The 25585-nt window shown below is 69.3% G+C and carries 22 protein-coding genes and 1 pseudogene; 16 read left to right on the forward strand and 7 right to left on the reverse strand.

Annotated elements, in window-relative coordinates; genetic code table 11:
• Window positions 1-21 precede the first annotated feature (21 nt).
• A complete protein-coding gene (locus CDO52_RS15250; RefSeq protein WP_017619042.1) occupies window positions 22-765 on the reverse strand; it encodes a TetR/AcrR family transcriptional regulator in 744 nt (247 codons plus the stop codon).
• 120 nt (window positions 766-885) lie between these two features.
• Here CDO52_RS15250 and CDO52_RS15255 point away from each other — a divergent pair, with 120 nt between their 5' ends.
• Window positions 886-1887: an aldo/keto reductase gene (locus CDO52_RS15255; RefSeq protein ID WP_017619043.1), complete on the forward strand. Its 1002-nt coding sequence runs from the start codon at window positions 886-888 to the stop codon at window positions 1885-1887.
• A gap of 144 nt (window positions 1888-2031) precedes the next feature.
• On the opposite strand, the gene CDO52_RS15260 is transcribed toward CDO52_RS15255, so the two are convergent.
• A complete protein-coding gene (locus CDO52_RS15260; protein ID WP_017619044.1) occupies window positions 2032-2763 on the reverse strand; it encodes an alpha/beta fold hydrolase in 732 nt (243 codons plus the stop codon).
• A gap of 52 nt (window positions 2764-2815) precedes the next feature.
• Here CDO52_RS15260 and CDO52_RS15265 point away from each other — a divergent pair, with 52 nt between their 5' ends.
• Together CDO52_RS15265 and CDO52_RS15270 are read left to right on the forward strand one after the other, a co-directional pair.
• Window positions 2816-3175: a MerR family transcriptional regulator gene (locus CDO52_RS15265; RefSeq protein ID WP_017619045.1), complete on the forward strand. Its 360-nt coding sequence runs from the start codon at window positions 2816-2818 to the stop codon at window positions 3173-3175.
• 317 nt (window positions 3176-3492) lie between these two features.
• Window positions 3493-4251 (forward strand): lysophospholipid acyltransferase family protein, encoded by a 759-nt coding sequence (locus CDO52_RS15270; protein ID WP_094932478.1) that lies wholly within the window; start codon window positions 3493-3495, stop codon window positions 4249-4251.
• A 167-nt stretch (window positions 4252-4418) separates the two neighbouring features.
• Here the strand turns inward: CDO52_RS15270 and CDO52_RS15275 are convergent, their stop codons facing one another.
• Complete coding sequence (locus CDO52_RS15275; protein ID WP_026125866.1) at window positions 4419-5126, reverse strand: metal-dependent transcriptional regulator; 708 nt, start codon at window positions 5124-5126, stop codon at window positions 4419-4421.
• A 42-nt stretch (window positions 5127-5168) separates the two neighbouring features.
• Between CDO52_RS15275 and CDO52_RS28740 the strand changes: the two genes are divergently transcribed.
• Window positions 5169-5306: a hypothetical protein gene (locus CDO52_RS28740; RefSeq protein WP_232524201.1), complete on the forward strand. Its 138-nt coding sequence runs from the start codon at window positions 5169-5171 to the stop codon at window positions 5304-5306.
• A gap of 39 nt (window positions 5307-5345) precedes the next feature.
• Here CDO52_RS28740 and CDO52_RS29500 read toward each other — a convergent pair.
• Window positions 5346-5486, reverse strand: a pseudogene (locus CDO52_RS29500) (hypothetical protein); the annotation flags it as partial.
• A 292-nt stretch (window positions 5487-5778) separates the two neighbouring features.
• Between CDO52_RS29500 and CDO52_RS28745 the strand changes: the two are divergent.
• The 6 genes from CDO52_RS28745 (at window position 5779) to CDO52_RS15300 (ending at window position 12727) form a co-directional block, all read left to right on the forward strand.
• Window positions 5779-9345, forward strand: a complete 3567-nt coding sequence (locus tag CDO52_RS28745; protein WP_017619048.1) for a DNA polymerase III subunit alpha — start codon at window positions 5779-5781, stop codon at window positions 9343-9345.
• A gap of 184 nt (window positions 9346-9529) precedes the next feature.
• Window positions 9530-9700 (forward strand): hypothetical protein, encoded by a 171-nt coding sequence (locus tag CDO52_RS27505; protein WP_157745582.1) that lies wholly within the window; start codon window positions 9530-9532, stop codon window positions 9698-9700.
• A gap of 45 nt (window positions 9701-9745) precedes the next feature.
• The gene (locus CDO52_RS15285; protein WP_152471646.1) at window positions 9746-10912 is read left to right on the forward strand and encodes an IS30 family transposase; all 1167 of its coding nucleotides are present in this window, start codon (window positions 9746-9748) and stop codon (window positions 10910-10912) included.
• A 42-nt stretch (window positions 10913-10954) separates the two neighbouring features.
• A complete protein-coding gene (locus CDO52_RS15290; protein WP_232524202.1) occupies window positions 10955-11644 on the forward strand; it encodes a hypothetical protein in 690 nt (229 codons plus the stop codon).
• A 38-nt stretch (window positions 11645-11682) separates the two neighbouring features.
• A complete protein-coding gene (locus CDO52_RS15295) occupies window positions 11683-12021 on the forward strand; it encodes a SelT/SelW/SelH family protein (RefSeq protein ID WP_083919894.1) in 339 nt (112 codons plus the stop codon).
• 85 nt (window positions 12022-12106) lie between these two features.
• Window positions 12107-12727: an HAD family hydrolase gene (locus CDO52_RS15300; protein ID WP_017619053.1), complete on the forward strand. Its 621-nt coding sequence runs from the start codon at window positions 12107-12109 to the stop codon at window positions 12725-12727.
• Window positions 12728-13204: 477 nt separating this feature from the next.
• On the opposite strand, the gene CDO52_RS15310 is transcribed toward CDO52_RS15300, so the two are convergent.
• Window positions 13205-14395, reverse strand: coding sequence for an ROK family transcriptional regulator (locus CDO52_RS15310; RefSeq protein WP_017619054.1), 1191 nt, complete (start codon window positions 14393-14395; stop codon window positions 13205-13207).
• Window positions 14396-14568: 173 nt separating this feature from the next.
• Between CDO52_RS15310 and zwf the strand changes: the two genes are divergently transcribed.
• From zwf to eda, 4 genes are read left to right on the forward strand one after another with little or no spacing between them, the layout of a single operon-like run.
• Window positions 14569-16047, forward strand: coding sequence for a glucose-6-phosphate dehydrogenase (gene zwf, locus CDO52_RS15315; protein WP_094932479.1), 1479 nt, complete (start codon window positions 14569-14571; stop codon window positions 16045-16047).
• Window positions 16047-17876, forward strand: coding sequence for a phosphogluconate dehydratase (edd, locus tag CDO52_RS15320; protein WP_017619055.1), 1830 nt, complete (start codon window positions 16047-16049; stop codon window positions 17874-17876). Before zwf ends, edd begins: the two co-directional genes overlap by 1 nt.
• Entirely contained in the window at window positions 17873-18856 is a 984-nt protein-coding gene (glk, locus tag CDO52_RS15325; RefSeq protein WP_017619056.1) for a glucokinase, read from the forward strand. The genes edd and glk overlap by 4 nt, the downstream gene beginning before the upstream one ends.
• On the forward strand, window positions 18853-19491 hold the full coding sequence (eda, locus tag CDO52_RS15330) for a bifunctional 4-hydroxy-2-oxoglutarate aldolase/2-dehydro-3-deoxy-phosphogluconate aldolase (RefSeq protein ID WP_017619057.1): 639 nt from the start codon (window positions 18853-18855) through the stop codon (window positions 19489-19491). Before glk ends, eda begins: the two co-directional genes overlap by 4 nt.
• Before the next feature lie 472 nt (window positions 19492-19963).
• Here the strand turns inward: eda and CDO52_RS15335 are convergent, their stop codons facing one another.
• Complete coding sequence (locus CDO52_RS15335) at window positions 19964-21502, reverse strand: FAD-binding protein (protein WP_051060773.1); 1539 nt, start codon at window positions 21500-21502, stop codon at window positions 19964-19966.
• A gap of 518 nt (window positions 21503-22020) precedes the next feature.
• Between CDO52_RS15335 and erm the strand changes: the two genes are divergently transcribed.
• On the forward strand, window positions 22021-22833 hold the full coding sequence (gene erm, locus CDO52_RS15340; protein WP_017619059.1) for a 23S ribosomal RNA methyltransferase Erm: 813 nt from the start codon (window positions 22021-22023) through the stop codon (window positions 22831-22833).
• A 49-nt stretch (window positions 22834-22882) separates the two neighbouring features.
• Window positions 22883-23059: a hypothetical protein gene (locus tag CDO52_RS27510; RefSeq protein WP_017619060.1), complete on the forward strand. Its 177-nt coding sequence runs from the start codon at window positions 22883-22885 to the stop codon at window positions 23057-23059.
• A 245-nt stretch (window positions 23060-23304) separates the two neighbouring features.
• On the opposite strand, the gene CDO52_RS15345 is transcribed toward CDO52_RS27510, so the two are convergent.
• Window positions 23305-25548 (reverse strand): ATP-binding cassette domain-containing protein, encoded by a 2244-nt coding sequence (locus CDO52_RS15345; protein WP_033300458.1) that lies wholly within the window; start codon window positions 25546-25548, stop codon window positions 23305-23307.
• Window positions 25549-25585 lie beyond the last annotated feature (37 nt).

Consider the following 25585-nt stretch of genomic DNA (forward strand, 5'->3'; position numbering starts at 1 on the left):
CACCCCGGCGCCGCGCGGTCGTCAGCGGTCGTTCTCCGCCCTGTACCCGGCCAGGCGCCGCAGCCAATCGCGCAGCAGGGCCGTCTCCGTCGGGGTAAGTGCGGCGGGCTGCTCATCCAGGAGCGCGTCGAGCGTGAGCGCGGTCGTGCCCACCGACACGGCCGCCCCCGCGTCCTGGTCTCCCACGTCCCGCGCCTCCGGACCGGCGGTGCTGATCGCGCCGATGATGGTCTCGCGTGTGCGGGGCGACAGGTCCGGGTCGCGCTCGCCTTCCGGCGCCGAGATCAGGCTCAGTGTGACCCCCGAGCTGGCGGCGTGGACCATCCGCGCCGCCGTGTCCACGGGGACGCTCAGCCGCCCAGCACGGGCGATGCGCTCCAGTAGCGACCCCAGCAGGTCCCGGGCATGCTCGGCGGCCGCCGCCGGGCGCCCCGGCCGGATCGTTCCGTACATCAACACGTAGAACGCCGGGTTGGCGACGCCGAACTCCACGTGCCGGTCCCAGCCGCGACGCAGATCCGCGACCGGATCATCGGTGGTACCCAGGGCCTCCTTCTCGGCGAGGTAGCGCTCGAACCCGTAGGCCGCCAGCTCGTCCAGCAAGCCCTGCTTGTCACCGAAGAGGCGGTAGAGCGTGGGCGCCTGCACCCCGGCGGCGGCGCTCACCGCGCGCGTGGAGACGGCGTCGGCACCCCCCTCGGCCAGCAGCTCAGCAGCCGATTCGAGGATGCGTCGGCGTGTCTCGGGAAGTTTCTCCGCAACCATGGAATCAATGTTATCGGATGTGTGTTAGCGTTGTTGGTATCGACGATAACGAACTATCGTTAACAACGATTCGACCGTGGGGTGCACGCCCCCGCCAGCAACCGACGAAGGATGCGATCCATGACCGTCCAGGAACACGCCCTCGGCAGCACCGGCCCCCGCGTCTCCAGCCTCGGCCTGGGGCTGATGGGCATGTCCGACCTCTACGGCCCGGCCGACGAAGCCGAGTCGATCGCCACCATCCGCGCCGCCCTCGACGCCGGGATCACCCTGCTCGACACCGGCGACTTCTACGGCATGGGCGACAACGAGATGCTGCTCCGCTCGGCCCTGAAGGGCCGCGACCGCGACGCGGCGGTGATCAGCGTCAAGTTCGGCGCCCTGCGCGACCCCGCTGGTGGTTGGTCCGGCTACGACGCGCGCCCTGAGGCGGTGAAGAACTTCCTCACCTACTCCCTGCGCCGCCTGGGCACCGACCACATCGACATCTACCGCCCCGCCCGGCTCGACCCCGACGTCCCCATCGAGGAGACCGTCGGCGCCATCGCCGAGATGGTCGAGGCCGGATACGTCCGACACATCGGGCTCTCCGAGGTGGGAGCCGAGACGCTGCGCCGTGCCGCGGCCGTCCACCCGATCAGCGACCTGCAGATCGAGTACTCCCTGCTCTCCCGGGGCATCGAGAAGGAGATCCTGCCCACCGCCCGTGAGCTGGGCATCGGCGTGACCGCCTACGGCGTGCTCTCCCGCGGCCTGCTCTCGGGCCACTGGAGCGCTGATCGGTCCGTCAACGGCACCGATTTCCGCAATATCAGCCCCCGCTTCCAGGGCGACAACCTGCGGCACAACCTGGCCTTGGTCGAGGCGCTGCGCGCGGTCGCCGAAGCCAAGGGGGTCACCGTCGCCCAGGCCGCCATCGCCTGGGTCGCCTCACGCGGCCAGGACATCGTGCCGCTGGTCGGCGCGCGCCGCCGCGAACGCCTCGCCGAGGCCCTCGGCGCCGCCGAGGTCGACCTGAGCGCCGACGACCTCGCCGCCGTCGAGCAGGCGGTCCCCCAGGGGGCCGCGGCCGGTGAGCGCTACGCCGCGCCGATGATGGCGCACCTGGACAGCGAGCGGTGATCGCGGCCCCGCGGACAGCGGGCGCCGATGGGCACGCGGACACCATGCCCATCACCACCGAGGGGCGGGACCGTCTGGTCCCGCCCCTCCTTTCTTACGCCCCGTCGGCCTCCGAACGCACCAGCGTGAGCGGTGCGGGCGCGCCTACGCCTGCGCCACCTGCACGGAGGCGTCGGGGACCTGGGCGAGGAAGCCGTTGACCAAGCGCGCCCATTCGTCGGGCGCCTCGTCGAAGGGCAGGTGGCCGCACTGCAGCTCGGCCCGCTGGGCACCCGCGATCCCCTCGACCAAGACGTCCGAGTGGTCGGGTGTCACCAGCTCGTCGGTCATGGTCGCGACCACCAGGGTGGGCACCGTGATGTCGGCCAGGTCGGCGCGCGTGTCCGACCTGCGGACCAGGTCGATCTGCTCCAGGGCACCCGCCTGCTCCGGCGGGAGCTGCGCGGCGGCCGTCTCCTCGTACCAGGCGTCGAGCACGCGCTGGGTGTGCGCAAGCGGGTAGGCCAGCCCTGCGGTCAGCACCAGCGCGGTAACCCGTTCGGGATGGCGGGCGGCGGCGCGCACGGCGACCAAGGTGCCCAGCGAGTATCCCAGCATCGCGAACTCCTCCAGCCCGGCGGCCACGGCGGTCGCCACGACGCGGTCGGCGAGGGCGTCCAGGTCGAGCGGGGCGGCCGCGCGCGGCGTGGAGCCCGAACCGGGGTAGTCGGGGGCGACGACGGTGTGGTGGCGGGCGAGGTCGGCGAGGATCGGCCCGAAGTTGGCATCCACCCACCCCGTTGCGCCATGGGCGAGGAGCAGGCCGGGTCCGCTGCCCAGCTTCGTGGTGGACAGGGCGATGCCGTCCAGCCGAGGACGCTGTTGTTGCGTGGTCATGGGATGACGATAAGGTTTCACATCGATGTGAAGGTCAAGTCGAGGTGGGGCCGTGCGGATCGGTGAACTGTCGCGACAAACGGGGGTCAGCACCCGGCTGTTGCGCTATTACGAAGAGCAGGGGCTGATCCGCGCTGAGCGGCTGGCCAACGGCTACCGCGCCTACAGCGACGACTCTGTCGCCACGGTCCGCCAGATCCGCGCTCTCCTCGCGGCCGGCCTGTCGACCGAGGTCATCAGGGATGTGCTGCCGTGTGCGCGCGGCGAGGTGCCGACGCTGGAGCCCTGCCCGAACCTGCTGGCCACGCTGCGCCGCGAGCTCGACGCGATCGACGCGCGCATGGAGGCGCTGCGCGAGACACGGGAGTCGCTTGCGGGCTTCCTCGACGCCACCGCGGGCGCTCCCGTTTGAGGCCGACGGGGACCGTCCCACATCGACGCCATTCCTGAATCCCCCGGGTGAGCGGTGGCGCCGCCCCGGACTCAGTGGAATCCGCCGAGCGTTGACCGGAGAAGAAATTCCGCCGCTCCGCTACCGGAAGGCCGTGGAGAATCCGCACCTTTCTCATTTTCTCGTTTTCCCGGGAGGCAGGAAATTCACATTGCCCGGGAAAGTAGAATGTCGGCGCCCGCCCGGTGGCACCCGTACCGGGGGCGTCGCCGGAGAAGGGGTGGATTCCGGATAGTGTCAACGGGGAAAAACTCCGGTGACGGATGGGGTGACCTGCGGTGATCTACTGGATTCTCAAGCTGATCCTGGGGCCGATACTGGCCGCGCTATGGCAGCCCAGGGCGGAGGGGGTGGAGAACATCCCGCTGCACGGGCCGGCGATCATGGTCGGGAACCACCTGTCGGTCGCCGATCACTTCTTCGGCGCACTGCCCGTGCCACGCAAGATCAACTTCATCGCCAAGTCGGACTACTTCAGCGGCACCGGCGCCAAGGGGGCGATCGCCCGCCGCTTCTTCCGCGGGGCCGGGGCGATCCCGATCGACCGCTCGGGAGGCAAGGCCAGCGAGTCGGCGCTGCGCGCCGGACTGAAGGTGCTGGAACGGGGTGAACTCCTGGGCATCTACCCCGAGGGCACACGCTCGCCGGACGGGAAGCTCTACCGGGGGAAGACGGGCGTGGCTCGGCTGATCCTCGAGGCCAAGGTCCCGGTGGTTCCGATGGCGATGATCAACGCCGAGAAGATTATGCCGCCCGGCACGACCGTGCCCAAGCTCGGCATCCGTCCCCGGGTGAGGTTCGGCACACCGCTCGACTTCTCCCGCTATTACGGGATGGAAGACGACCACCTGGTACTGCGGTCGATCACCGACGAGATCATGTACGCCCTGATGCAGCTTTCCGGCCAGGAGTACGTCGATCGCTACGCCAAAGTGGTGAAGGAAGAACTGGAGCGGGCCGCCAAGGAGGAGCGGAAGGCGGAGAAAGCCGCGCGAAAGGCAGAAGAAAAGCAGCGAAAGCAGGAGAAAGGCGTGTAACCCGTGAATTGATCGCGCCGTTGCTCCCCCGCCCCTATTCCCCAGGGTTTCCTCCCGCCTTCCCTACCGCCCCTGTGCTCCGCGCAGGGGCGGTACGCACGAAACGCCACCGAGCCGCCGCACCACCCCGGTCCCGTGAAAAGCCCTCTGACCGGGGAAATCGGGCCTTAACTACCGCTGGCGTTCTCCGGCTCGGGCGCGATCCACAGGGCCTCGGCCGCGACCAACCCCAGCGCCTGGTCGCGCTGCTCGCCGGGCGCCCCGATCCGAATCAGCAGTGACCCGCCGAAGGGTTGGCGCTCCACCACCTCGATGCGCATGCCGATGCCGATCCGCTGGTCGGCAAGGTAGCGCAGCAGGTCGGGATCGGTGTCGTTGACCCGCACGATCACCCCGATGGTGCCGGCCTCCGCCTGGGACAGCAGATGGGTGTCGCGCTCCACGATCTGGCCGTCGCGGGTGGGGATGGGGTCGCCGTGCGGGTCCACCAGAGGGTTGCCCAGGTGTTCGGCGATACGGTCGACGAACTTGTCGGAGACGACGTGCTCCAGTTCCTCGGCCTCGTCGTGCACCTCGTCCCAGGAGTAGCCGAGCTCCTCGACCAGGTAGGTCTCCAGGAGGCGATGCCGCCGCAGCACGGCCAGCGCGGCCTTGGTTCCGGTGTCCGTGAGACGGACGTGGCCGTAGCGCTGGTGGTCCACCAGGCCGAGTTCACTGAGCTTGCGCAGCATGCCGGAGACCGAGGAATTGGACACCGACAGCCGCTCGGCCATCCCGGATATCGTCACCGGGCCCGAGCCGCGTTCCTGAAGGTCGTAGATCACCTTCACATAGTCCTCGACCGACGTGGACGGCCTGTCGGATGCGTTCCCCATGGTGGCAACGGTATCGCGAACCGGAAGGAGTCCCGGTTCTCCGTGATCGCCGCGGGCGGCACGGGAACCGGCGCGATCGCGGCGGACGCCCAAGACCCCGGGGCGTTCCGGAACGGCACGACCGCTGCGGTGGAGATCGCGGTGGGCGCGCTGCCAGAGCGGCACTACGTTCACGGCTGACTGTCCCCGCGAACCGACCTGGAGGTCGAACGCGACGCGACGTCCCTCGGCGATGGCCTCCAAGCCTCGGGAGACGCACGAGGAGTCGAAGCGGAGGGAGGGGAGGTCGCCGTCCGGGATGATGTATCCGAACCCCGTGTCAGCGTCGAACGATTCGACCGTGCCCGGGCGCTTGTCCATGAGCTGTCGCCTCCCTACCGGGAACTTCGTTACATAACGTTTCTATTAACTTACCCGGAGTATCGGCGCTATGGTCGGCGAAAGGCTGGTTCGGTCGATATCTGCACCTTCTCCCGGTGGTGTGGCGGCCGAGCGTGAGCGAGCCCACGACGCCTCCGGGTCATCTCCGCAGGCCACGGACCCCAGGGCGGAAGGTCTGCGCTATAATTCGTACATAGGTTCGATATAGGCCCGTCTTCCCCAGGTGCGCCTCACGCACCTCCGGCCACAGCACCAACCTCGGGGGGAGACATTGACGGACGCTTTCACCCACCTCAACGTGGCGTCGTCGGCGTCCATGCGGTACGGGACGGCCCACCCGCCCGCGCTGGTCGAGCGCGCGGCCGAGCTGGGCATGGACATGCTCGCGCTCACCGACCGCGACGGCGTCTACGGCGCCGTCAAACACGTGCGCGCCTGCGAGCGGGCCGGATTCCGGCCCATCCTCGGTGCCGACCTCGCTGTCGCCGCCCCCGAAGGCGGCCGCGTCACCGTTCTGGCCCGGGGGAAGCGCGGCTGGGCCTCGCTGTGCCGACTCATCACCGCCGCGCACGCCGCCGGAGCACGCGGCGTCCCGGCGATCACCCTCGACGCCGTCGCTGAGCACGCCGAGGGGCTGGTCGTACTGCTCGGCCCCGGCTCCGATGTCGGCCTGGCCGCGGGCGACCGCCACCTGCAGCGGGCGCGCCGCCTGCTCGACCGCTGGCGGGAGACCGCCGAGGTGGCCGTCGAGCTGGTCGACCACTACGACCCCGGCCGACACGCGCAGGCCACCGCGCTCCTGCGGCTGGCCACAGAGACCCGCACCCTGGCGGTGCTCAGCAACGCCGTCCGCTACCCCCGCGCCACCGACGCCGACGTCGCCCACGTCCTGGACGAGGTCCACCGCCGACAGCCCGGCGGTGGCGGTGCTCCTGTCCCGGCCGTCTCCCAGGCCTACCTGAAGAGCAGCGAGGAAATGGCCGAGGTCGCCGAGCGGATCTGCGGCCCCGACCGCACCGTGGCGCGGCGCCTGCTCGCCCACACCCGCGCACTGGCCGCCTCCTGCGCCCTGGCCCCCGAGACCGACCTGGGCCTGGACCGCCCCCACCTGCCGGAGTTCCCCGACGCGCGCGACCGGTTGTGGCGGGCCTGCGGCGAGGGCCTGACCCGGCTCGGCCTCCACCGCGACCAGCGGGCCCGCGCGCGCCTCGCCCGCGAACTGGAGATCATCGAGCACAAGGGCTTCTCCTCCTACTTCCTCACCGTCGCCGACATCGCCGACAGGATCCGCGCCCGGGGCATCCGCTGCTCCATTCGCGGTTCCGGGGCGGGAAGCCTGGTCAACCACCTCATCGGGATTTCCGCCGTCGACCCGCTGGCCCACGGACTGCTGATGGAGCGGTTCCTCACCGAGAGCCGCAGCGGGCTGCCCGACATCGACCTCGACGTGGAGTCGGCCCGGCGCCTGGACGCCTACGACGCGATCTTCGACGCCTACCCGGACGCCGCCTGCGTGTCGATGATGGAGACCTACCGCGCCCGCAGCGCCATTCGCGACGTCGGAGCGGTCATGGGGGTCCCACCCCACGAGGTCGACCGGCTGGCCAAGATGTTCCCGCACATCCGCGCCCGACAGATCCGCGCGGCCTGCGCGGACCTCCCCGAACTGCGCAGCGGAGGGCTGAGCGGCCCCTCCTCGGCCGCACTGTTCCAGATGGCCGAACGCCTCGACGGGCTCCCCCGCCACACCGCCCTGCACCCCTGCGGGATCGTCATCTCCAACTCCTCCCTGCGCGACCGCACCCCGCTGGAGCCCGGCAAGCTCGGTTACCACATGACCCAGTTCGACAAGAACGACGTCGAGGAGATGGGGCTGATCAAACTCGACGTCATCGGGGTGCGAATGCAGTCGGCGATGACCCACGCGCTGTCCGAGATCCGACGGACGGAGGAACAAGAGATCGACCTCGACGCGAGTGCGACGCAGCGAGCGAAGGCGTCGACGCCGATAGCCGTAGGCCCGAACGCGTCGGCGGTGCAGCGAGTGAGGAGTACGAGCGCGAAGGGGGGCACTGACGCGAGTGCGACGCAGCGAGCGAAGGCGTCGACGCCGATAGCCGTAGGCCCGAACGCGTCGGCGGTGCAGCGAGTGAGGAGCGCGAGCGCGAGCGCGACGAACAGCAACACCACTATCAAGGTTCCGGCGGACGACCCCGCCACCTACGCGATGATCCGCGACTCCCGCACGCTCGGCTGCTTCCAGATCGAGTCCCCGGGACAGCGCGAACTCGTCAGCCGCCTCCAACCGGCTGACCTGGGCGACCTCATTATCGATATCTCCCTGTTCCGACCGGGTCCGGTGAACAGCGACATGATCACGCCCTACATCGCCATCCGCGACGGCGAGCAGGAGCCGGAGTTCCCCTCCCCCGCGCTGTCCGACGTACTCGCCGAGACCGGCGGCGTGGTCATCTTCCACGAGCAGGTGATCAACGTTCTGCACGCGATGACCGGCTGTGGGCTGGACCAGGCCGAGGCGATGCGCCGCCAGCTGGGCACCGACGCGGGTAAGGAGGAAGTGCGCAAGATCTTCACCGGCATGGCCCAGGAATGCGGCCACGCCGAGGACGTCGTGGAGCGGGTGTGGGAGATCATCGCCGCCTTCGGCGCGTTCGGGTTCTGCAAGGCTCACGCCGCAGCGTTCGCGCTGCCCACCTACCAGTCGGCGTGGCTGAAGCGGTACTACCCGGCGGCGTTCTACGCGGGTGTGCTCACCCACGAGCCCGGGATGTACCCGCGCCGCGCGATTCTGGACGACGCCCGCCGCTTCGGGGTTCCCATCCTCGGGGTCGACGTCAACGCCTCCGACCGCGAGTGGCGGGTCGAGCGCACAGCGGACGGGGCGTGGGCGATCCGCGCGGCGCTGTCCGACGTCAAGGGCATCACCGACGCCGAGATCGACGCGATCGTGTCAGGGCGCCCCTACCTCTCACTGCCGGACTTCGCGAACCGGGCCCGGCCCTCCCGCGACGTGCTGGACCGGCTGGTGCGGGTGGGAGCCTTCGACGCGCTGTACCACGTCGGCGCTGACGGGGGTGTGAGCAGGAGGGACCTGCTGCTGCAGGCTGGCGCGGTGGAGCGTGCCGGACGCAGGACGCTGGGCGGCGGGCAGCTGCCGATCGGCCTGGTGGAGGAGACGCGCACTGGGGAGCTGCCGGAGATGACCATGGCGGAAGAGGTCCAGACGGAGCTGGAGGTCCTGGGCTACGACGCCTCCTGCCACCTGCTCTGCTGCTACACCGACCTGATCGCCGAACTCGTCTCCCACCACGGCGCGGTACGCGCCCACGACCTGCACCGGGCGCGGCCGGGGGAAGAGGTCCTCGTCCTGGGAGTGAAGGTGGCCACCCAGACCCCGGCGGTGCGCTCAGGACAGCGCATCATCTTCACCACCCTGGATGATGCGACCGGCCTGGTGGACCTGACCTTCTTCGAGTCGGTCCAGGACCGCTGCGCCGCGACCGTGTTCGGCTCCTGGCTGCTGGCCGTCCGTGGCCGAATCCGCAGGGTCGGCGGCTCCGGACTGCCCACCATCAACGCGACCCACGCCTACGACCTGGACGAACTGGCCGGGATCTGGACGGAGGAAGGCCGGGAGTCCCTCCACACCCGCCTGACCGCCCCTGGGGCGGCCTCCCCCGTCACCGGTGTCGGCGGCCACCGCATCCGCTACGCCAACGGCTACGCGCTGTCCACCTACGCCGACATCTCCCCCGCGGGCGCCGACTCCGCCCCCAGAAAATTGTGGCATGCCAGTCCAGGAAGTTCCGGCAGGTGAAAACCGACAGTTCTCAGTGCAACGCAGAAATCGTCTTAGCCACCACCTGCCTGGGATATCCGACCGTCCACCAGGCCAAATATCCTCATGCCCGACCTTTTCCCTTCCCGCCAAGCTGCTCCAGCCTGGAGCGATCTCACCAAAAGTGCTCCTGGCTAGATGGTCGTTCCCTAGCCTTCCTGCCGTGCCTTCTCCCCTTCACGACACACTCAACGAACTCTTCCGGGACCGCCCCTCCCTGGCCGTGGAGCTCATTCGCGAGCTGGACGATGTCGACCTGCCAGAGGGACTTCCAGTTCAGCTGGGGGACAACAACCTCAACGATCGCCCCTCAAAGGACGGCGGGCTCAAATGATCAGTGCACCACTCCATCGGTGATCATGTCGTGGTGGAGGTTCAGGTGCGTGACTACGGGTTCTCGGCGGTCCAGCAGGAGGAAATCTGGCGACGGTGGAGGGACGGCGAGTCCTTCAACGTCATGGGGCGTGCCCTCGGCGCCCCAATGCACCACGTCCGCAGGTTTCTCGCGCAGACCGGCGGCGTGCGGCAGATCCAACGGAGGCGCTCAGGCCGGCACCTGACGCACGCGGATCGTGAGGAGATCTCGCGCGGCATCGCAGCCGCTGAATCCGCCCGGCGCATCGCTGGCCGCCTGGGCCGCGCACCGTCGACCGTCTCACGCGAGATCGCACGCAATGGCGGCCGGAACCGCTACCGGGCCACGACTGCGGACCAGGAGGCGTACCAGCGCGCCCGGCGGCCGAAGGCGACCAGGCTCGCTTCCCTGCCCGTCCTGCGGGCCCTGGTCGAGGAGAAGCTCGCGCTGAGCTGGTCACCGGAGCAGATCTCCGGCTGGCTGGATCACCGCTTCCCCGGCAATCCTGCAATGCGTATCTCGCACGAGGCGATCTACCTGTCGCTCTACGACCCGCGCCGCCGCCAGGCCATCAATCGGAAGCTGACGCAACGGCTGCGGACCGCACGTCCGATGCGCCGGCCGAAGAAGGCCCGACGCCCCTCTGGGAGAGGCATCATCCGAGACATGGTCTCCATCAGCGAGCGCCCGGCGGAGGTCGAAGATCGTGCTGTTCCCGGTCACTGGGAGGGTGACCTGGTCATGGGCACGCGGCCGTCGGCCATTGCCACTCTCGTCGAGCGCACCAGCCGGTATACGGCGCTGGTCGCCCTGCCGGACGGGATCAAGGCGGAACAGGTCACCCCGCACCTGACGAGCCGCTTGCTCAGCATCCCTGTCCAGATGCGGCGAACGCTGACATGGGACCGCGGCAGGGAGATGGCCGAGCACCGGGCCATCACGATGACCACAGGAACGCCGATCTACCTCTGCAAGCCCCGCAGCCCATGGCAGCGCGGCACTAACGAGAACACCAACCGGCTTCTTCGCCAGTACCTGCCCAAGCGAGCGGACCTCCGCACGTTCAGCCAGGACGACCTGGACGCCATCGCTGCCGAGCTGAACGACCGTCCTCGCAAGGTCCACGGCTACCGGACTCCATCAGAGGTCTACGCTGAACTCCTGAAGAGCGGTGATGCATTGATCCCTTGAGTGCGCCAACGTTTCCCTGACACCGTCGTCCTCGTCGGCCCGGTGCACCAGCCGCTCCACGCGATCGTCGTGGAGATTCAGCAGGAGAAGTCCGAGTCCAAGCTCAGACAGTTGCCCAGGTACGCCGCCGCGCTGTGGTTGTTCCTGCAGTGTCCGGCCTCGGTCCTCGTCGTGTGCCCCACGCAAACGGCCGCTGAGGAGTACGCCAAACCGATACCGACGACACTTCCCGGCTACGTGCTCCAGTCCGTAGTGGTCGGACCCGATGACATACCCGTGCTCACCGATGCCGAGGCGGTCATCGCCGACCCACAGCTCGCGGTCATGGGGATCATGGCCCATGGCGCGCAGCGCCGGGTAGTGGAAGCCTTTGCTGCCGGGATCCGAAAGATGGATCCCGAGGTAGCTCCCCGATACTATGAGTACGCCTACCGCACAGCTGCGCGATCAGCGCGGCGGCTTCTGGAGGAGATCATGTCCTCGACGTCATGGCCCGTCTACAGCCCCTTCGCTCGGGAGCACTTCGGCCGAGGTAAGGAAGAGGGGCGAACGGAGGAAGCCACCAGGCTCCTTCTGCGGACGTTGGAGGTCCGGGCGATCAATATCTCTGACGAGATCCGCGACCGCATTACGACCTGCACTGACCTTGAACAGATCGAGACATGGCTGGATCGTGCCCTCATAGTTGAACGTGCTGACGACATCTTCGTCCCGGAAGAACCTCAGCTGTAAGGCGCCTGAGGCAGGCCGTATCCCGGGTGCTCGCGTCGATGAAGGAGGCCGACTCCTTCCCAGCTCGGCGCCATGTCCATACTGGGTACGTGGTGGATGAGAAGCCGAGACTTGAGATCGAGTACTGCGTCCAGTGCCGCTGGCTGACGCGAGCGGCGTGGATGGCGCAGGAGTTGCTGACGACGTTCGAGACCGAACTGGGTGAGGTTGCGCTCGTGCCCGGCACGGGTGGCGTCTTCGAGGTGCGGCTGAACGGAGAAGCCGTCTGGTCGCGCAAGAGTGACGCCGCCTTCACCGACGCCGCCGAGTTGAAGCGGTTGATCCGCGACCGGATCGCGCCCGGGCGGCCGCTCGGGCATTCGGATCAGTCGTCCTGACGTTGCCGGGCCCGCCTTCCTTCGTTCTCGAATGGTGGGCGGGCGCCCATAACCGGTCTCCTTCGGCCCTGGCAGACTCTCCGGCATGACGGGATCAGGGTTCGACGCGGTCCTCTGCGATATCGACGGGGTGCTGCGGTTGTGGGACCCCGACCACATGGGAGCGCTGGATCGGCAGCACGGCTTGACCGAAGGGACGCTGGCCGGAGCGGCGTTCGCACCGCACCGGATCACGCCCGCCATCACGGGGCAGACCACCGACGCGCAGTGGCGTACGGGCGTGGCCGATGACCTCGCGGAGGCTTGCGGTTCCCGCAGCCGCGCTGAGGCGATGGTGCGGCAGTGGGCGGCGGTGATGCCGCAGGTCGATCCCGAGGTGCTGCGCACACTGGCTGCGGTCCGCGAGCGGGCACGCGTCGTGCTGGTCTCCAACGCCACGACGCGGCTGGAGGAGGAACTGGACCAGCTCGGTCTGTCCGACATGGCGGACGCGGTGGTCAACTCCTCCCGGCTGGGCGTCGCCAAACCCGACCCCGCCGTGTACCGGGCCGCCGCTGATGCGGCCGGGGCGTCGGTCCAACGCTGCCTGTTCGTCGATGACGCCGCAGCCAATGTGGCGGCGGCCCGCAGGCTTGGCATGGCGGGCCTGCACTACACCGGGTTTCCGGGGCTGCGTGACGTGCTCGCCCCTCTCCTCCGTGGCTGACAAAGGCGAGGCGACGTCGACCACTGCGGCGGCTCAGCCGCCAGGTCGGGGCGGAGGGATCGGCCGTTCGAGGAGCGCGGCGCCCAGTGGTGTGAGGGTATGCAGGACGCGGCTGCCGACACGCTGGCTGTGAACCAGGCCCGCCGCCACCCCTCGAACGCCACACCGCCCTGTCGACCGCCGAGCATGTGCAGGCTGAGAACGATCTCCCAGGCCGGGTCAGGCCCCTCGGCCATGGTGGTGCGGGCCAGATCTTCGGCCGTGAAGTGAATCCGCAACATTGCGTCTCTGGTCCTGCACTCTGTGCATATGGTCTCTGACCTCCGAGTTTATGCACAGGGTAGTGGCGGGCACACAGCTATGTCCGATCTTGGCCTGTCTTGGCCAAATGTGAGGTTTTCTCAACCCTCTGTCGGGCCCGCTGCGCACGGGGCACGACCAGGGTGAATGGGGATGACGTCCGACTTCCGCTGGGACTCAGGAACGCGCGAGTTCCGCGTTGATCGCCTCCGGCGCGAGCAGCCGTTCGAGCACCATAACCGCGCACCCCAGCGGCCCGGCGTCGTCCTCCAGGCGGCTGGGCACGACGCGTAGCTGCCGCGTGGCCAGGGCGGTGGAGCGCTGGAAGACGACCTCGCGTACCCCCGCCACCAGGTGGTCGTAGGCCAGGGCGAGGTCGCCGCCCAGGACGATGACGGCGGGGTTGAGCAGGTTGACCGCCCCGGACAGGACTTCGCCGATCCGGCGGCCCGCGTCGCGGACGAGCCGCACAGCCTCGGGGTCGCCCTCCTGGGCGAGGGCGGCCAGCTCCCGGATGCCGGTGACGTTGCGGTCCAGAGCGGCCAGGTGGCGCAGTAGCGCCGGGCCTCCGGCCACGGCCTCCAGGCAGTCGGTGTTGCCGCACCGGCAGGGCGTGCCGCCGCCGTCGTGGACGGGGATGTGCCCGATTTCCCCGGCCGCTCCGAGGGAGCCGCGCAGAATGGCGCCGTCGGAAACGATGCCGGCGCCGATTCCGGTGGACACCTTCACGAAGATGAGGTCGTCGACCGTCTCGCGGTGCCGCGCCCAGTGCTCGCCCAAGGCCATGACGTTGACGTCGTTGTCGAGCAGCACCGGCACGCGGAAGCGCTCGGCGACCATCGGGCGGATCTCCACGCCGCCCCAGCTGGCCAGGACCGGCGGGCTCGCCGCGCGCCCGGTGGCGAACTCGACCGTGCCGGGGACGCCGATACCCGCGCCCCACACCTCGTCGGCGTTGCGTCCGGCCTTGGCCAGCAACTCCTCCCAGGTGTCCAGCAGCCAGGGCACCACGATGCTCGGCCCCTGCTCCACCTTCGGAGATCCGCTTGTGTGGGCGAGCACGTGCCCGGCGAGGTCGCAGACGGCGAACTGGCTGCGGGAGATGCCCAGCGCGGCGGTAAGCACGACGCCGCCCCCGGCGTTGAACTCCAGACGGCCGGGTGGGCGCCCGCCGCTGGAGGGGCCCTGGGAGCCCTCGCTGACCAGGCCGCGTGCCATCAGCTCGGCGAGGCGTGCGGCGACGGCCGGTCGGGACAGGCCAGTGACGCGGCCGATCTCGGCGCGGGTCACCGCGTCGCCGGTGCGGATGAGCTGCAGCACGTGGCCGCTGGTGGTGTTCGAGGGGGACGGGGCCGTACTGCGGGGCATGTGCCCCATTCAACCACGCTCGCGGCCTGTGGGGTGGTATGTGGGCAGCACTTTTGCCACACAATCGCCAGAAGTCCGACTTGTGCTGTTACGCAAGTTGCCGTTACATTTCGAGTGGTCTAAACCATAACCGGTCTCTGCCATCATTGCCCCAGGAAGGACCGAAGGACCAGATGCCTCACCACACGGCTTCCCCGCCGACCGACCTGGTCGTGTTCGGAGGCACCGGCGACCTCGCGATGCGCAAGCTGCTGCCCGCGCTGTTCCTGTGCGACCGGGACGGAGGCCTCGCCCCGGAGACACGGATCATCGCCGCCTCGCGAGATGGCCTGGCCGACGCCGACTTCCGCGACAAGGCCGCCGCGGCCGTGCAGGCCAGCCCCGCCGTGCTGCGGGCGGGCGACGTCGACCCGCTGACCCTGCGCCGCTTCATCGAGCGGATGCACCACGTCACCGTCGACGTCGGTGGTGAGCTCGCCGCGTGGAAACCCCTCGGCGACCTCCTGCACCCGGACCGTCCCCGCGTCTTCTACCTGGCGCTGCCCCCGATGCTCTTCGGCCGCATCTGCCGCGACCTCGGCGCGGCCGAACTGGTCACCGACGACTCCCGCGTCGTCCTGGAGAAGCCCCTGGGGCGCGACCTCGCCTCGGCACGCGCCATCAACGAGGAGGTCGGGGAGGTCTTCCCCGAGCACCAGGTCTTCCGTATCGACCACTACCTCGGCAAGGAGACCGTGCAGAACCTGCTGGCGCTGCGCTTCGCCAACATGTTCCTGGAACCGATCTGGAACAGCCGCTGGATCGACCACGTGCAGATCACCGCGGCGGAGACCGTGGGCGTCGGCAGCCGCCGCGGCTACTACGACGGCTCCGGGGCGATGCGCGACATGGTGCAGAACCACCTGCTGCAACTGCTCTGCCTAATCGCGATGGAGCCGCCCGCCAGCTTCGACCGCGAGGCCGTCCGCGACGAGAAGGTCAAGGTGCTGCAGGCCCTGCGCCCCCTGACCGATGGCGACGTCGCCGAGCACACCGCACGCGGCCAGTACGTCGGCGGGACGGTGGCCGCCCAGGACGTCCCCGGCTACGCCGACGAACCCGGCGGCTCCGGTGAGCCGAGCAGTACCGAGACGTTCGTCGCCCTGGAGGCCGGCATCGGCAACTGGCGCTGGTCCGGTGTCCCCTTCTACCTGCGCACCGGAAAGCGGATGGCGCGGCACTACTCCGAGATCGTCGTGCAGTTCCGCGACGTTCCGCACGCGATCTTCCCCGGACAGGCGACGGCCGCCAACCGACTGGTCATCCGCCTGCAGCCCGAGGAGACCATCCACCTGCACATGCTCGCCAAGGAGCCGGGCGCGGGAGCACTGAGACTGAGACCCGCCCCGCTCGAACTGAGCTTCGCCGACACGTTCGCCGAGCGCTCCCCCGACGCCTATGAGCGCCTGCTGATGGACGTGTTGGCGGGCAACCCGACCCTGTTCATGCGCCGCGATGAGCTCGAAGCCGCCTGGCGGTGGGTCGACCCGATCATCGCCGCCTGGGACGGCACCACGCCGGAGCCCTACGCGCCGGGCAGCACCGGCCCGGCGGGGGCCCACGACCTGATCGGCCGTTCGGGCCGCACCTGGCACGAAGAGGAACTCACCTGATGACCGACGCCCCGCAGACCCCCCATCCCCGCATCGCCGACGTCACCGAGCGGATCGCCGCCCGCAGCGCCGAGTCCCGCTCCGCCTACCTCGCCCGCATCCGCGCCGCTGCCGCCGAGGGCCCCGCCCGCACCGCTCTGGGGTGCGCCAACCTCGCCCACGGCTTCGCCGCCTGCGGACCCCTCGAGAAGAAGAGCCTCAGCGAATCGGTCAAGCCGAATATCGCCATTGTGTCGTCCTACAACGACATGCTCTCCGCGCACCAACCGCTGGAGACCTACCCGGCCCTGCTCAAGGCCGCCGTCGCCGAGGTCGGCGGCGTCGCCCAGTTCGCCGGAGGCGTCCCGGCGATGTGCGACGGCGTCACCCAGGGCCGCCCCGGAATGGAGCTGTCCCTGTTCAGCCGGGACGTCATCGCCATGGCCGCCGCCGTCGCGCTCTCCCACGACATGTTCGACGGCGCGCTGATGCTCGGCGTGTGCGACAAGATCGTCCCCGGCCTGCTCATCGGCGCCCTGTCCTTCGGCCACCTCCCGGTCGCCTTCGTTCCCGCCGGTCCCATGCCCTCCGGGCTGCCCAACGCCGAGAAGGCCAAGGTCCGCCAGCTGTTCGCCGAGGGCAAGGCCGGGCGCACCGAGCTGCTGCAGGCCGAGTCCGCCGCCTACCACGCCCCGGGCACCTGCACCTTCTACGGCACCGCCAACTCCAACCAGATGCTCATGGAGGTCATGGGCCTGCACCTGCCCGGCGCCAGCTTCGAGCAGGCGGGCACGCCGCTGCGTGAGGCGCTCACCGCCGAGACGGGGCGGCGGGTGACCGGCCTGACCGCGCTGGGCGACAACTACACCCCGATCGGCGAGGTCATCGACGAGCGCGCGATCGTCAACGCGGTGGTGGCGCTGCTGGCCACCGGCGGCTCGACCAACCACACCCTGCACCTGATCGCCGTCGCGGCGGCCGCCGGTATCGAACTCACCTGGGACGACTTCGCCGCGCTGTCCGAGGTGGTACCGCTGCTGACGCGCATGTACCCCAACGGCACGGCCGACGTGAACCGATTCCACGAGATCGGCGGCATGGCCTACCTGATCGGTCAGCTGCTGGACGCCGGACTGCTCCACGAGGACGTCGCCACCGTCACCGGGCCGGGCCTCGGCCGCTACCGCCAGCGCCCCGTCCTGGACGAAGCCGGCCTGAGCTGGGGCGACGAACCCAAGGAGAGCGCTGACACCACCGTGCTGCGCCCGGCCGACGACCCGTTCTCCGCCGACGGCGGACTGCGCATGGTCTCGGGCAACCTCGGCCGCGCCGTCATCAAGGTGTCGGCCGTCGCACCCGAGCGCCACGTCATCGAGGCCCCCGCCAAGGTCTTCGACAGCCAGGCCGCACTGCAGGAGGCGTTCGCGGCCGGTGAGCTCGACGGCGACTTCGTGGCCGTCGTCCGCTTCCAGGGGCCGCGCGCCAACGGCATGCCCGAACTGCACAAGCTCACCCCGCCGCTGGGCGTGCTCCAGGACCGGGGGCAGAAGGTCGCCCTGGTCACCGATGGGCGGATGTCGGGCGCCTCGGGCAAGGTCCCGGCCGCCATCCACGTCTCCCCCGAGGCCGCGGCCGGCGGCCCGCTGGCGCGGGTACGCGAGGGCGACCTCGTCCGGCTCGACGCCGCCGCCGGGACGCTGGAGGTCCTGGCGCCGGACCTGATGGAGCGCGAGCTCGCAGAGACGACCGTCGACTCCTCCACCGGCACCGGACGGGAGCTGTTCGCGGCGTTCCGCTCGGCGGTCGGTCCGGCCGAGCGCGGAGCCGCGGTGTTCGGAGCCGGCCGGTGAGCCGCCTCGCCGCTCCCACCCCGCAGCGGCCCTGGCTGGTGGCCGACATCGGCGGGACCAACGCCCGCTTCGGCTTGGTCGAGGCGTCCGGTGAGCGTCCCGTGCGGGTCCAGCGGATGCCCTGCGCGGAGCACGCCGACCTCGCCTCGGCCGCGTCGGCCTACCTGGAGCGCGAGGGCCAGGGCGCCCGGCCGAGCGCGGCCTGCGTCGCCATCGCGGGTCCGGTGGCGGGCGACCGCATCCGCCTGACCAACGCCAGCTGGGACTGCTCCGCCAAGGCGACGCGCCGCGCACTGGACCTCGACCACCTCGAGGTGCTCAACGACTTCGCCGCGCTGGCGCTCTCGCTTCCGCGGCTGGGCGACGACGACCTGCTACCGCTGGGCGGCCCCGCCCCGCGCACCGACCGGCCCATGGCCGTGCTGGGCCCGGGCACCGGGCTCGGCGTCGCCGGGCTGCGCCCGGTCGCGGACGGGTGGGCCCCCGTCTCCGGCGAGGGCGGGCACGTCGACGTCCCGGCCGTGGAGGAGCGTGAGCTGGAGGCGGTCCGCCTGCTCCGCGCCGAGCAGGGCACCGTCACCGCCGAGTGCGTGCTCTCGGGACCGGGGCTGAGCCGACTGCACGGCGCTGTCGCCCGCATGCACGGGGTGCGTGGTGATGCGCTCTCGGCGGCGGAGATCTGCGCCAACCCCGACGACGCCGTCTGCGCGGAGACGCTGGACCTCTTCTGCGCCCTGCTCGGCGGATTCGCCGGGAACGTCGCGCTCACACTGGGTGCCACCGGCGGGGTGTTCATCGGAGGCGGGGTGCCGCCGCGGATCAGTGGCATTCTGCTGCGCAGCGACTTCAGGCGCCGGTTCGAAGAGAAGCGGCGGATGATCGACTACGTCAAAGACATCGCCACGGTACTGATCGTGGCCCCCACCCCGGCGCTGCTCGGTACGGCGGCCCGGCTCGACCAGTGCTTGGAGACCCGATGAAGCCCGCTAGCAGTGACGACATCTTCGCCCTGGCACCGGTCATCCCGGTGGTCGTGCTCGAGGACGTGGAGACCGCGGTACCGCTGGCCCGCGCCCTTGTCGCGGGTGGCCTTCCGACCATCGAGGTGACCCTGCGGACCGAGGCCGCGCTCCCGGCCATCGAGCGCATCGCCGCCGAGGTCCCCGACGCCGCGGTCGGCGCGGGAACGGTGACCACGCCAGAGCAGGCCCAGGCCGCCGCCAACGCGGGCTCGGCCTTCCTGGTCAGCCCGGGATGCACCGACCGGCTGCAGGGCGCCCTGCACGACACCGGCCTGCCCTACCTGCCGGGCGTCGCCACCGCCTCGGAGGCCATGGCCATGCTGGAGCGGGGGGTGCGCGCCCTGAAGTTCTTCCCGGCCGAAGCAGCGGGCGGCCGGACCTACCTGAAGTCGCTGAGCGGCCCGCTCCCTCAGGCCCGCTTCTGCCCCACCGGCGGCATCACTCTGGCCACCGCCCCCGACTACCTGGCACTGCCCAACGTCGGATGTGTCGGCGGCACCTGGCTGACCCCGGCCGACGCCATCGCCACAGGCGACTGGGGCCGCATCAAGACCCTGGCCCGGGAGGCGGCGGCGCTGCGCCCGACGACCTAACCTGGGCCTGGGCGCCAGGCTGACCCGCAGGGCCCGTTGTCACCAATCAGTGACAACGGGCCCTGTCGTGTATGGACAAATGCCGCGGCAACCGCTTGCCCGTAATCCAGAGAATCGAATGCCACGCCATCAATTTTCGGCGTCGGAATTATAAATTCTTCCGATGCAAGCTCATTGTGAGGCGGCAGTGGCAACTGTGAAAGGTGATGCGCGAAGAAGGCGGCCGCCTCCGCCAAGCGGGAAGTGTCGAATCATTCGGCGCTCATTCAGGTTGCGTCAATATGTGACTACTTGATAAGCAGGAAACAGTCCTCCTGGGTATGCGCGACCGTCCGGCGTATATCTCCGACGCAGGTGCGATGGTCACCGGGATTTGCAGAGGGTGACCTGCGCCGACATCGATGGAGAGAAGCGGGTGGATGGATCGCCGAGCCTGGACCGCAGTACCGGAATCGACCCAAGGGTCGGGCGGCTATGCGTCCGGCAGGGCGGACTCGATCGACTGGGCGTGGGAGAAGACGTTGTTCGGGTCCCAGCGGTCCTTGGCCTGCTGGAGGCGCGGGTAGTCATCGCCGTAGTACAGCGTCGACCAGGGAACTCCGGACTTGTTCCACGTGTTGCTGCTGAGGTCGACGTCGGGATAGCTGATATAGCACCCGTCGGTCGTCTCGTTGGGGATCGGGACGCCACCGGTCTTCGTATACATATTCTGGTATAGCTTGCGCAGCCACTCGATGTGCAGGGCGCCGTCGGTATCGTTCTGCCAGTACACTTGGTGCTGGAGTTTGAGGATCGAATCGCGCTGGGGCACGGCGGTCTCGCCCGGTTTCACTCGGTTGACGGCCGAGCCATAGGAGTCGATCTGCACCACGCCATTGCGGACGCCCTCATACGGCTCTGTGAGGCCGTTCCACAGCGCGGTGACCTGGTCGGTGGGGAGCACCTGGCGCATGTAGGCCGACTTGTACTTGCCCGCTTCCTCGTTCACCGGTACCGGAGGCCTGTTCTTCATCAGTTCCCAGTCCACCACGGTGGCGTCCTTGCTGCCGATGAGCAGCGGGTGGTCACCGTAGTGCTCCTCCAGGTCCGTCAGCGGGGCCGACACGCCGTTGCCGACATAGGTGATGAAATCCCTGACCAGGAGCTCGGCGTCGGGAATATCGGCGTCGAGCTGCACGATCAGGCCGATCTTGTCCCGCGATTTGTGGGTCAGCAGCAGAATTCCGAACAGCGCCGAGTAAGGATCCTCAGCCGTCGCGGCGTTCCCCCGATGGTCCTTGAAGAACGTGCAGAAGTTGCCCACGAGAGTCCGGAAATCCTGCTCGTTGAGCTTCTCCCACTTCCATCCGGCCTCCGACCGCACGACCGCGCTGGGAACGCTCGGCAGGTCGCGGAACCAGTACCGGGTGACGATTCCGAAGTTGCCGCCGCCTCCGCCGGTGTGCGCCCACCACAGGTCGTGCAGGTCGCCGTCGTCGTCGGCCGTCGCCGTTATCAGCCGGACCTGCTTGTTCCCCGTGACGACGGCGACCTCCACCGCGTGCAGGTAGTCGATGGTCAGGCCGTGCTGGCGGGAAAACAGGCCGAACCCGCCGCCGGAAATGTGCCCGCCCACCCCAACTGTGGGGCAGGACCCGCCCGGCAGAAGCAGCCCAAGCTTTCCCGCGAGTTTGCCGTTGAGGTCGCCGTTGGTGGCCCCGGCCTCCACGCACACAGCGTCCATGTCCCTGTCGAGGTAGATGCGGTCCATCATGCCGACGTCGATGATGACGCGGACATCCGGCGAGCAGACGAAGTTCTCGTAGCAGTGCCCGCCGGAGCGGACGGTGATGCGGCGATCGAAATCGGGGTCCTCACGGACCGCCTCCCGAAGTGCGTTTCGGGTCTCCTCGGGGGTGCTGACCACCCGGATGTAGTCAGGGGTGGCGGTCCACCTGGGGTTATAGCCCCGACTCAAGGGTTCGTACCGGACGTGGCCGCGCTCGATCTTGACGCCTGCCGGATCCCACATGTCCACGTTTTTCGCGCCTTTCTCCTCGGGTCGGCAAAACCACTCCGACGACACCCTTCAGGTGCCGACGAAATGAGACACGAGAAGAATTCTCGATGACGAATTGAATCCCAAAAAGGGCTAGGTGGATATGGATATGATTTACACTCGGCCGGATCTGGAAAGCGTGGAATGCATATCTGACTAAGTAGGTTTTGCGGCGCCGTGCTGGTTTCCTTTCCGTTCGGCGGGGTTGCCGTGCCGTGGGCGGTCTCCGGCGGATGGCGCCGCTATCGGCCGGTTGCTCCCGGCCCTGGAAAAACCCATTGGGGCGCGCGCCGACACCCTGCTACAGTCCCCCGCATGTCCATGGGTATCTGCGTGAACAGCGTCTTCTTCATCCGGCCCCGCCGCGCCTAGCGGCGGCGGGCCACCCCACTTTCCCTAGTTCAGGCTCCGCCGCACTCCGGGACCATCGCCGGTGCGGCTACTTCGTGCTGCCCCGGCTCCGATCACACCCATCGCGGAGCACCACACCCATGCACTCGCACGCCCGACACCACGGCGGACGCCACGAACTGGGCCAGAACTTCCTCGTCGACCGCGGCGTCATCACAACGGTCACCGACCTCGTCGCACGGACCAACGGCCCCATCGTCGAAATCGGCGCCGGTGACGGCGCACTGACGCTCCCGCTGAGCCGATCCGGCCGCGCACTGACCGCCGTCGAGATCGACCCCAAGCGAGCCCGGCGCCTCGACCGGCGCGCGCCCGAGAACGTCACCGTCGTCAACGACGACATCCTTCGCTACCGCCTACCCCGCCACTCGCACGTGCTGGTCGGCAACGTCCCCTTCCACCTCACCACCTCCCTGCTGCGCCGCCTGCTGGCCGCCGACGCCTGGCAGGAGGCCGTGCTGCTGGTGCAGTGGGAGGTCGCCCGTCGACGCGCCGGAGTCGGCGGGGCCAGCATGCTCACCGCGGCCTGGTGGCCCTGGTACGAGTTCGCCGTACACTCCCGGATCCCCGCCCGCGCCTTCCGACCCATGCCCGCTGTCGACGGCGGACTGCTCACCATGACCCGACGCGACCATGCCCTGGTCTCCGACCGCCGCGCCTACCAGGACTTCGTCCGCCAGGTCTTCACCGGCCGAGGACGCGGCCTGCGGGAGATCGTGCTGCGCACCGGCCGCGTCGACGGCCGCGCCCTCGACCGCTGGCTGCGGGCACAACGCGTCTCCCGTCAGGCACTGCCCAAGGACCTCACCGCCCACCAGTGGGCCGCTCTGTGGGAGCTCGCCACCCCTCCCAGCACTAGGTCGTGTCGTTCGCATGTGAAAAGCACTTTCTAGCCCGGGCGCCGTCGGCGTCGGCTGGGACACCGGGCTGCTGGGGCTGGCCGTGTACCTGCGCGGCGAGACCTTCGATGAGGAGAGCTGGCAGCACACCCCCGAGGCGAAGGACTTCCTGACCCGCAGCAGCGAGCCGTGGGGCGATGTCTACGCCGCCACGGGCGCCCCGGCCGCCACGGTCGCCTCGGCGGTCAAGAACACAACGAGCTTCTTCGCACCCAGCTAGGGGTGCCGGTCGGAACATCGTGCGGACCAGACGAAGATGCCTGGGCGATGGCCACGCAGGCGGGTGGGGCGTCGGTGGGCAGGCGCGGCGGGCCGAGTTTCGGCTTCTGTTGGGCCAAGGCAGGACGTGGTCGTCCAGATGGACGTAGAGCACGGCCAGAAGGGCGTCCAGGGTGTTGGCCACATATCGACCGTGGACGCCCCTCGCCATGTGCGCAGGCGGTTCAGCGAGCTCCCATGAACGAGCTATGTGCCGAGCCCCGCGGCGTAGGTGCGCAGGTGCCGGGCGGTCAGAGAGTCGCCGTGGGCCACGAGGTCGGCGGGGGTGCCGGTGAAGACCACCTCGCCGCCGTCGTGGCCCGCGCCCGGCCCCAGGTCGATGATCCAGTCGGCGTGGGCCATCACCGCCTGGTGGTGCTCGATGACGATCACCGTGTTGCCCTGGTCGACGAGCCGGTCCAGCAGTTCCAGAAGCTGGTCCACGTCAGCCAGGTGCAGCCCGGTCGTCGGCTCATCCAGTACGTAGGTGGTGCCGTGGTCGGCCATGCGGATGGCGAGCTTGAGCCGCTGCCGCTCGCCGCCGGACAGTGTGGTGAGCGGCTGGCCCAGCCCGATGTAGCCCAGACCCACGTCGGCGAGTCGGTCGAGGATGGTGCGGGCCCGGCCGGTGGTGAAGAAGTCGCGGGCCTCGGCCACCGACATGCTCAGCACCTGGTTGATGTCCTTGCCGCGGAGCTTGTGGGTGAGGACATCGGGGGTGAACCGCTTGCCCTCGCACTGCTCGCAGGTGGAGGCGACCCCGGCCATCATGGCCAGGTCGGTGTAGACGAGGCCGATGCCCTTGCAGTTCGGGCAGGCCCCCTCCGAGTTGGCGCTGAACAGGCTGGCCTTGACCTTGTTGGCCTTGGCGAAGGCCGTGCGGATCGGGTCGAGCAGTCCGGTGTAGGTGGCCGGGTTGCTGCGCCGCGACCCGCGGATCGCGGACTGGTCGACCACGACCACCCCGTCCCGATCGGGCAGGGAGCCGTGGATCAGCGAGCTCTTGCCGGATCCGGCGACACCGGTGACCACGGTCAGCACCCCGAGCGGGATGTCGACGCTCACGTCCTTGAGGTTGTGCATGGTGGCGCCGACGATCGGCAGCCGCCCGTGCGGCTCGCGCACCTTCTCACGCAGTCGGGCACGGTGGTCCAGGTGGCGGCCGGTGAGGGAGCCGGAGGCGCGCAGACCGGCCACGTCGCCGGTGAAGCACACCTGGCCCCCGGCCGCGCCCGCTCCCGGCCCGAGGTCGACCACGTGGTCGGCGATGGCGATGGTCTCGGGCTTGTGCTCGACGACCAGGACGGTGTTCCCCTTGCCGCGCAGGCGCAGCAGCAGGTTGTTCATCCGCTGGATGTCGTGCGGGTGCAGGCCCACGGTGGGCTCGTCGAAGACGTAGGTGACGTCGGTGAGGCTGGATCCGAGGTGGCGCACCATCTTCACGCGCTGGGCCTCGCCTCCCGACAGGGTGGAGGACTCACGGTCCAGGCTCAGGTAGCCCAGGCCGATCTCGACGAGCGAGTCCAGAGTGCCGCTGAGGGTGGTGACCAGGGGCCGCACCGAGGGATCATCGATCCCGCGGACGAACTCGGCGAGGTCGCTGATCTGCATAGCCGAGCAGTCGGCGATGTTGCGCCCATGGATGGTCGAGGACAGCGCGGCGGGATTCAGCCGGGTGCCGCCGCAGGCGTGGCAGTCGGTGAACGCCACCGCTCGGTCCACGAACGCCCGGACGGGCGCCTGCATCGACTCCCGGTCCTTGGCGAGGTAGAGCCGCCGGACCTTGGTGACCAGCCCCTCGTAGGTGATGTTGCCGTGGTCAGTCTTGACCTTGGTGACGGGCTTGTACAGGAAGTCCTCCCACTGGGTGGGCGTGAAGTCCGCGAGCTTGATGTCGGGGTCGAAGAACCCAGAACCGGCGATGACCTGCCAGTACCAGGAACCCACGGCGAATCCCGGGGCGGTGATGGCCCCCTCGTTGAGGGAGAGATCGACGTCCACGACCTGCGTGATGTCGATGTCGGTCACCCGCCCGATGCCCTCGCACTGCGGACACATGCCCTCGGCGCTGTTGAAGCTAAAGGCGGTCGAGGTGCCGACGTAAGGCGTGCCGAGTCTGCTGAAGATGATCCGCAGCATCGTGTGGGCGTCGGTGGCCGTGCCGAGCGTGGAGCGGGAGTTGGTCCCCATCCGCTCCTGGTCGACGACGATCGCCGCGCTGAGGTTGTGCAGGGCGTCGACGTCCGGGCGGCCGACACTGGGCATGAACGACTGGACGAAGGCGGTGTAGGTCTCGTTGATCAGGCGCTGGGACTCCGCCGCGATGGTGCCGAAGACCAGCGAGGACTTGCCGGATCCGGAGAGGCCGGTGAAAACGGTGAGGCGGCGCTTGGGGATACTCAGCGAGACGTTGGCGAGGTTGTTCTCCCGAGCTCCGCGGACCTCGATCATGTCGTGGCTGTCGGCGGCGTGCCGGTGCCCGTTGGGC

Source organism: Nocardiopsis gilva YIM 90087 (assembly GCF_002263495.1).
GTDB lineage: Bacteria > Actinomycetota > Actinomycetes > Streptosporangiales > Streptosporangiaceae > Nocardiopsis_C > Nocardiopsis_C gilva.

Bases quoted from the DNA above. Each gene is read 5' to 3' on its own strand.
- CDO52_RS15295 (WP_083919894.1), top strand. From the start codon at position 11,683: ATGAAGGAGGCCGACTCCTTCCCAGCTCGGCGCCATGTCCATACTGGG.
- zwf (WP_094932479.1), top strand. From the start codon at position 14,569: ATGCCTCACCACACGGCTTCCCCGCCGACCGACCTGGTCGTGTTCGGA.
- CDO52_RS15250 (WP_017619042.1), bottom strand. From the start codon at position 765: ATGGTTGCGGAGAAACTTCCCGAGACACGCCGACGCATCCTCGAATCG.
- eda (WP_017619057.1), top strand. From the start codon at position 18,853: ATGAAGCCCGCTAGCAGTGACGACATCTTCGCCCTGGCACCGGTCATC.
- CDO52_RS15300 (WP_017619053.1), top strand. From the start codon at position 12,107: ATGACGGGATCAGGGTTCGACGCGGTCCTCTGCGATATCGACGGGGTG.
- CDO52_RS15345 (WP_033300458.1), bottom strand. From the start codon at position 25,548: ATGATCGAGGTCCGCGGAGCTCGGGAGAACAACCTCGCCAACGTCTCG.
- edd (WP_017619055.1), top strand. From the start codon at position 16,047: ATGACCGACGCCCCGCAGACCCCCCATCCCCGCATCGCCGACGTCACC.
- CDO52_RS15335 (WP_051060773.1), bottom strand. From the start codon at position 21,502: ATGTGGGATCCGGCAGGCGTCAAGATCGAGCGCGGCCACGTCCGGTAC.
- erm (WP_017619059.1), top strand. From the start codon at position 22,021: ATGCACTCGCACGCCCGACACCACGGCGGACGCCACGAACTGGGCCAG.
- CDO52_RS15255 (WP_017619043.1), top strand. From the start codon at position 886: ATGACCGTCCAGGAACACGCCCTCGGCAGCACCGGCCCCCGCGTCTCC.
- CDO52_RS15260 (WP_017619044.1), bottom strand. From the start codon at position 2,763: ATGACCACGCAACAACAGCGTCCTCGGCTGGACGGCATCGCCCTGTCC.
- CDO52_RS15275 (WP_026125866.1), bottom strand. From the start codon at position 5,126: ATGGGGAACGCATCCGACAGGCCGTCCACGTCGGTCGAGGACTATGTG.
- CDO52_RS15310 (WP_017619054.1), bottom strand. From the start codon at position 14,395: ATGCCCCGCAGTACGGCCCCGTCCCCCTCGAACACCACCAGCGGCCAC.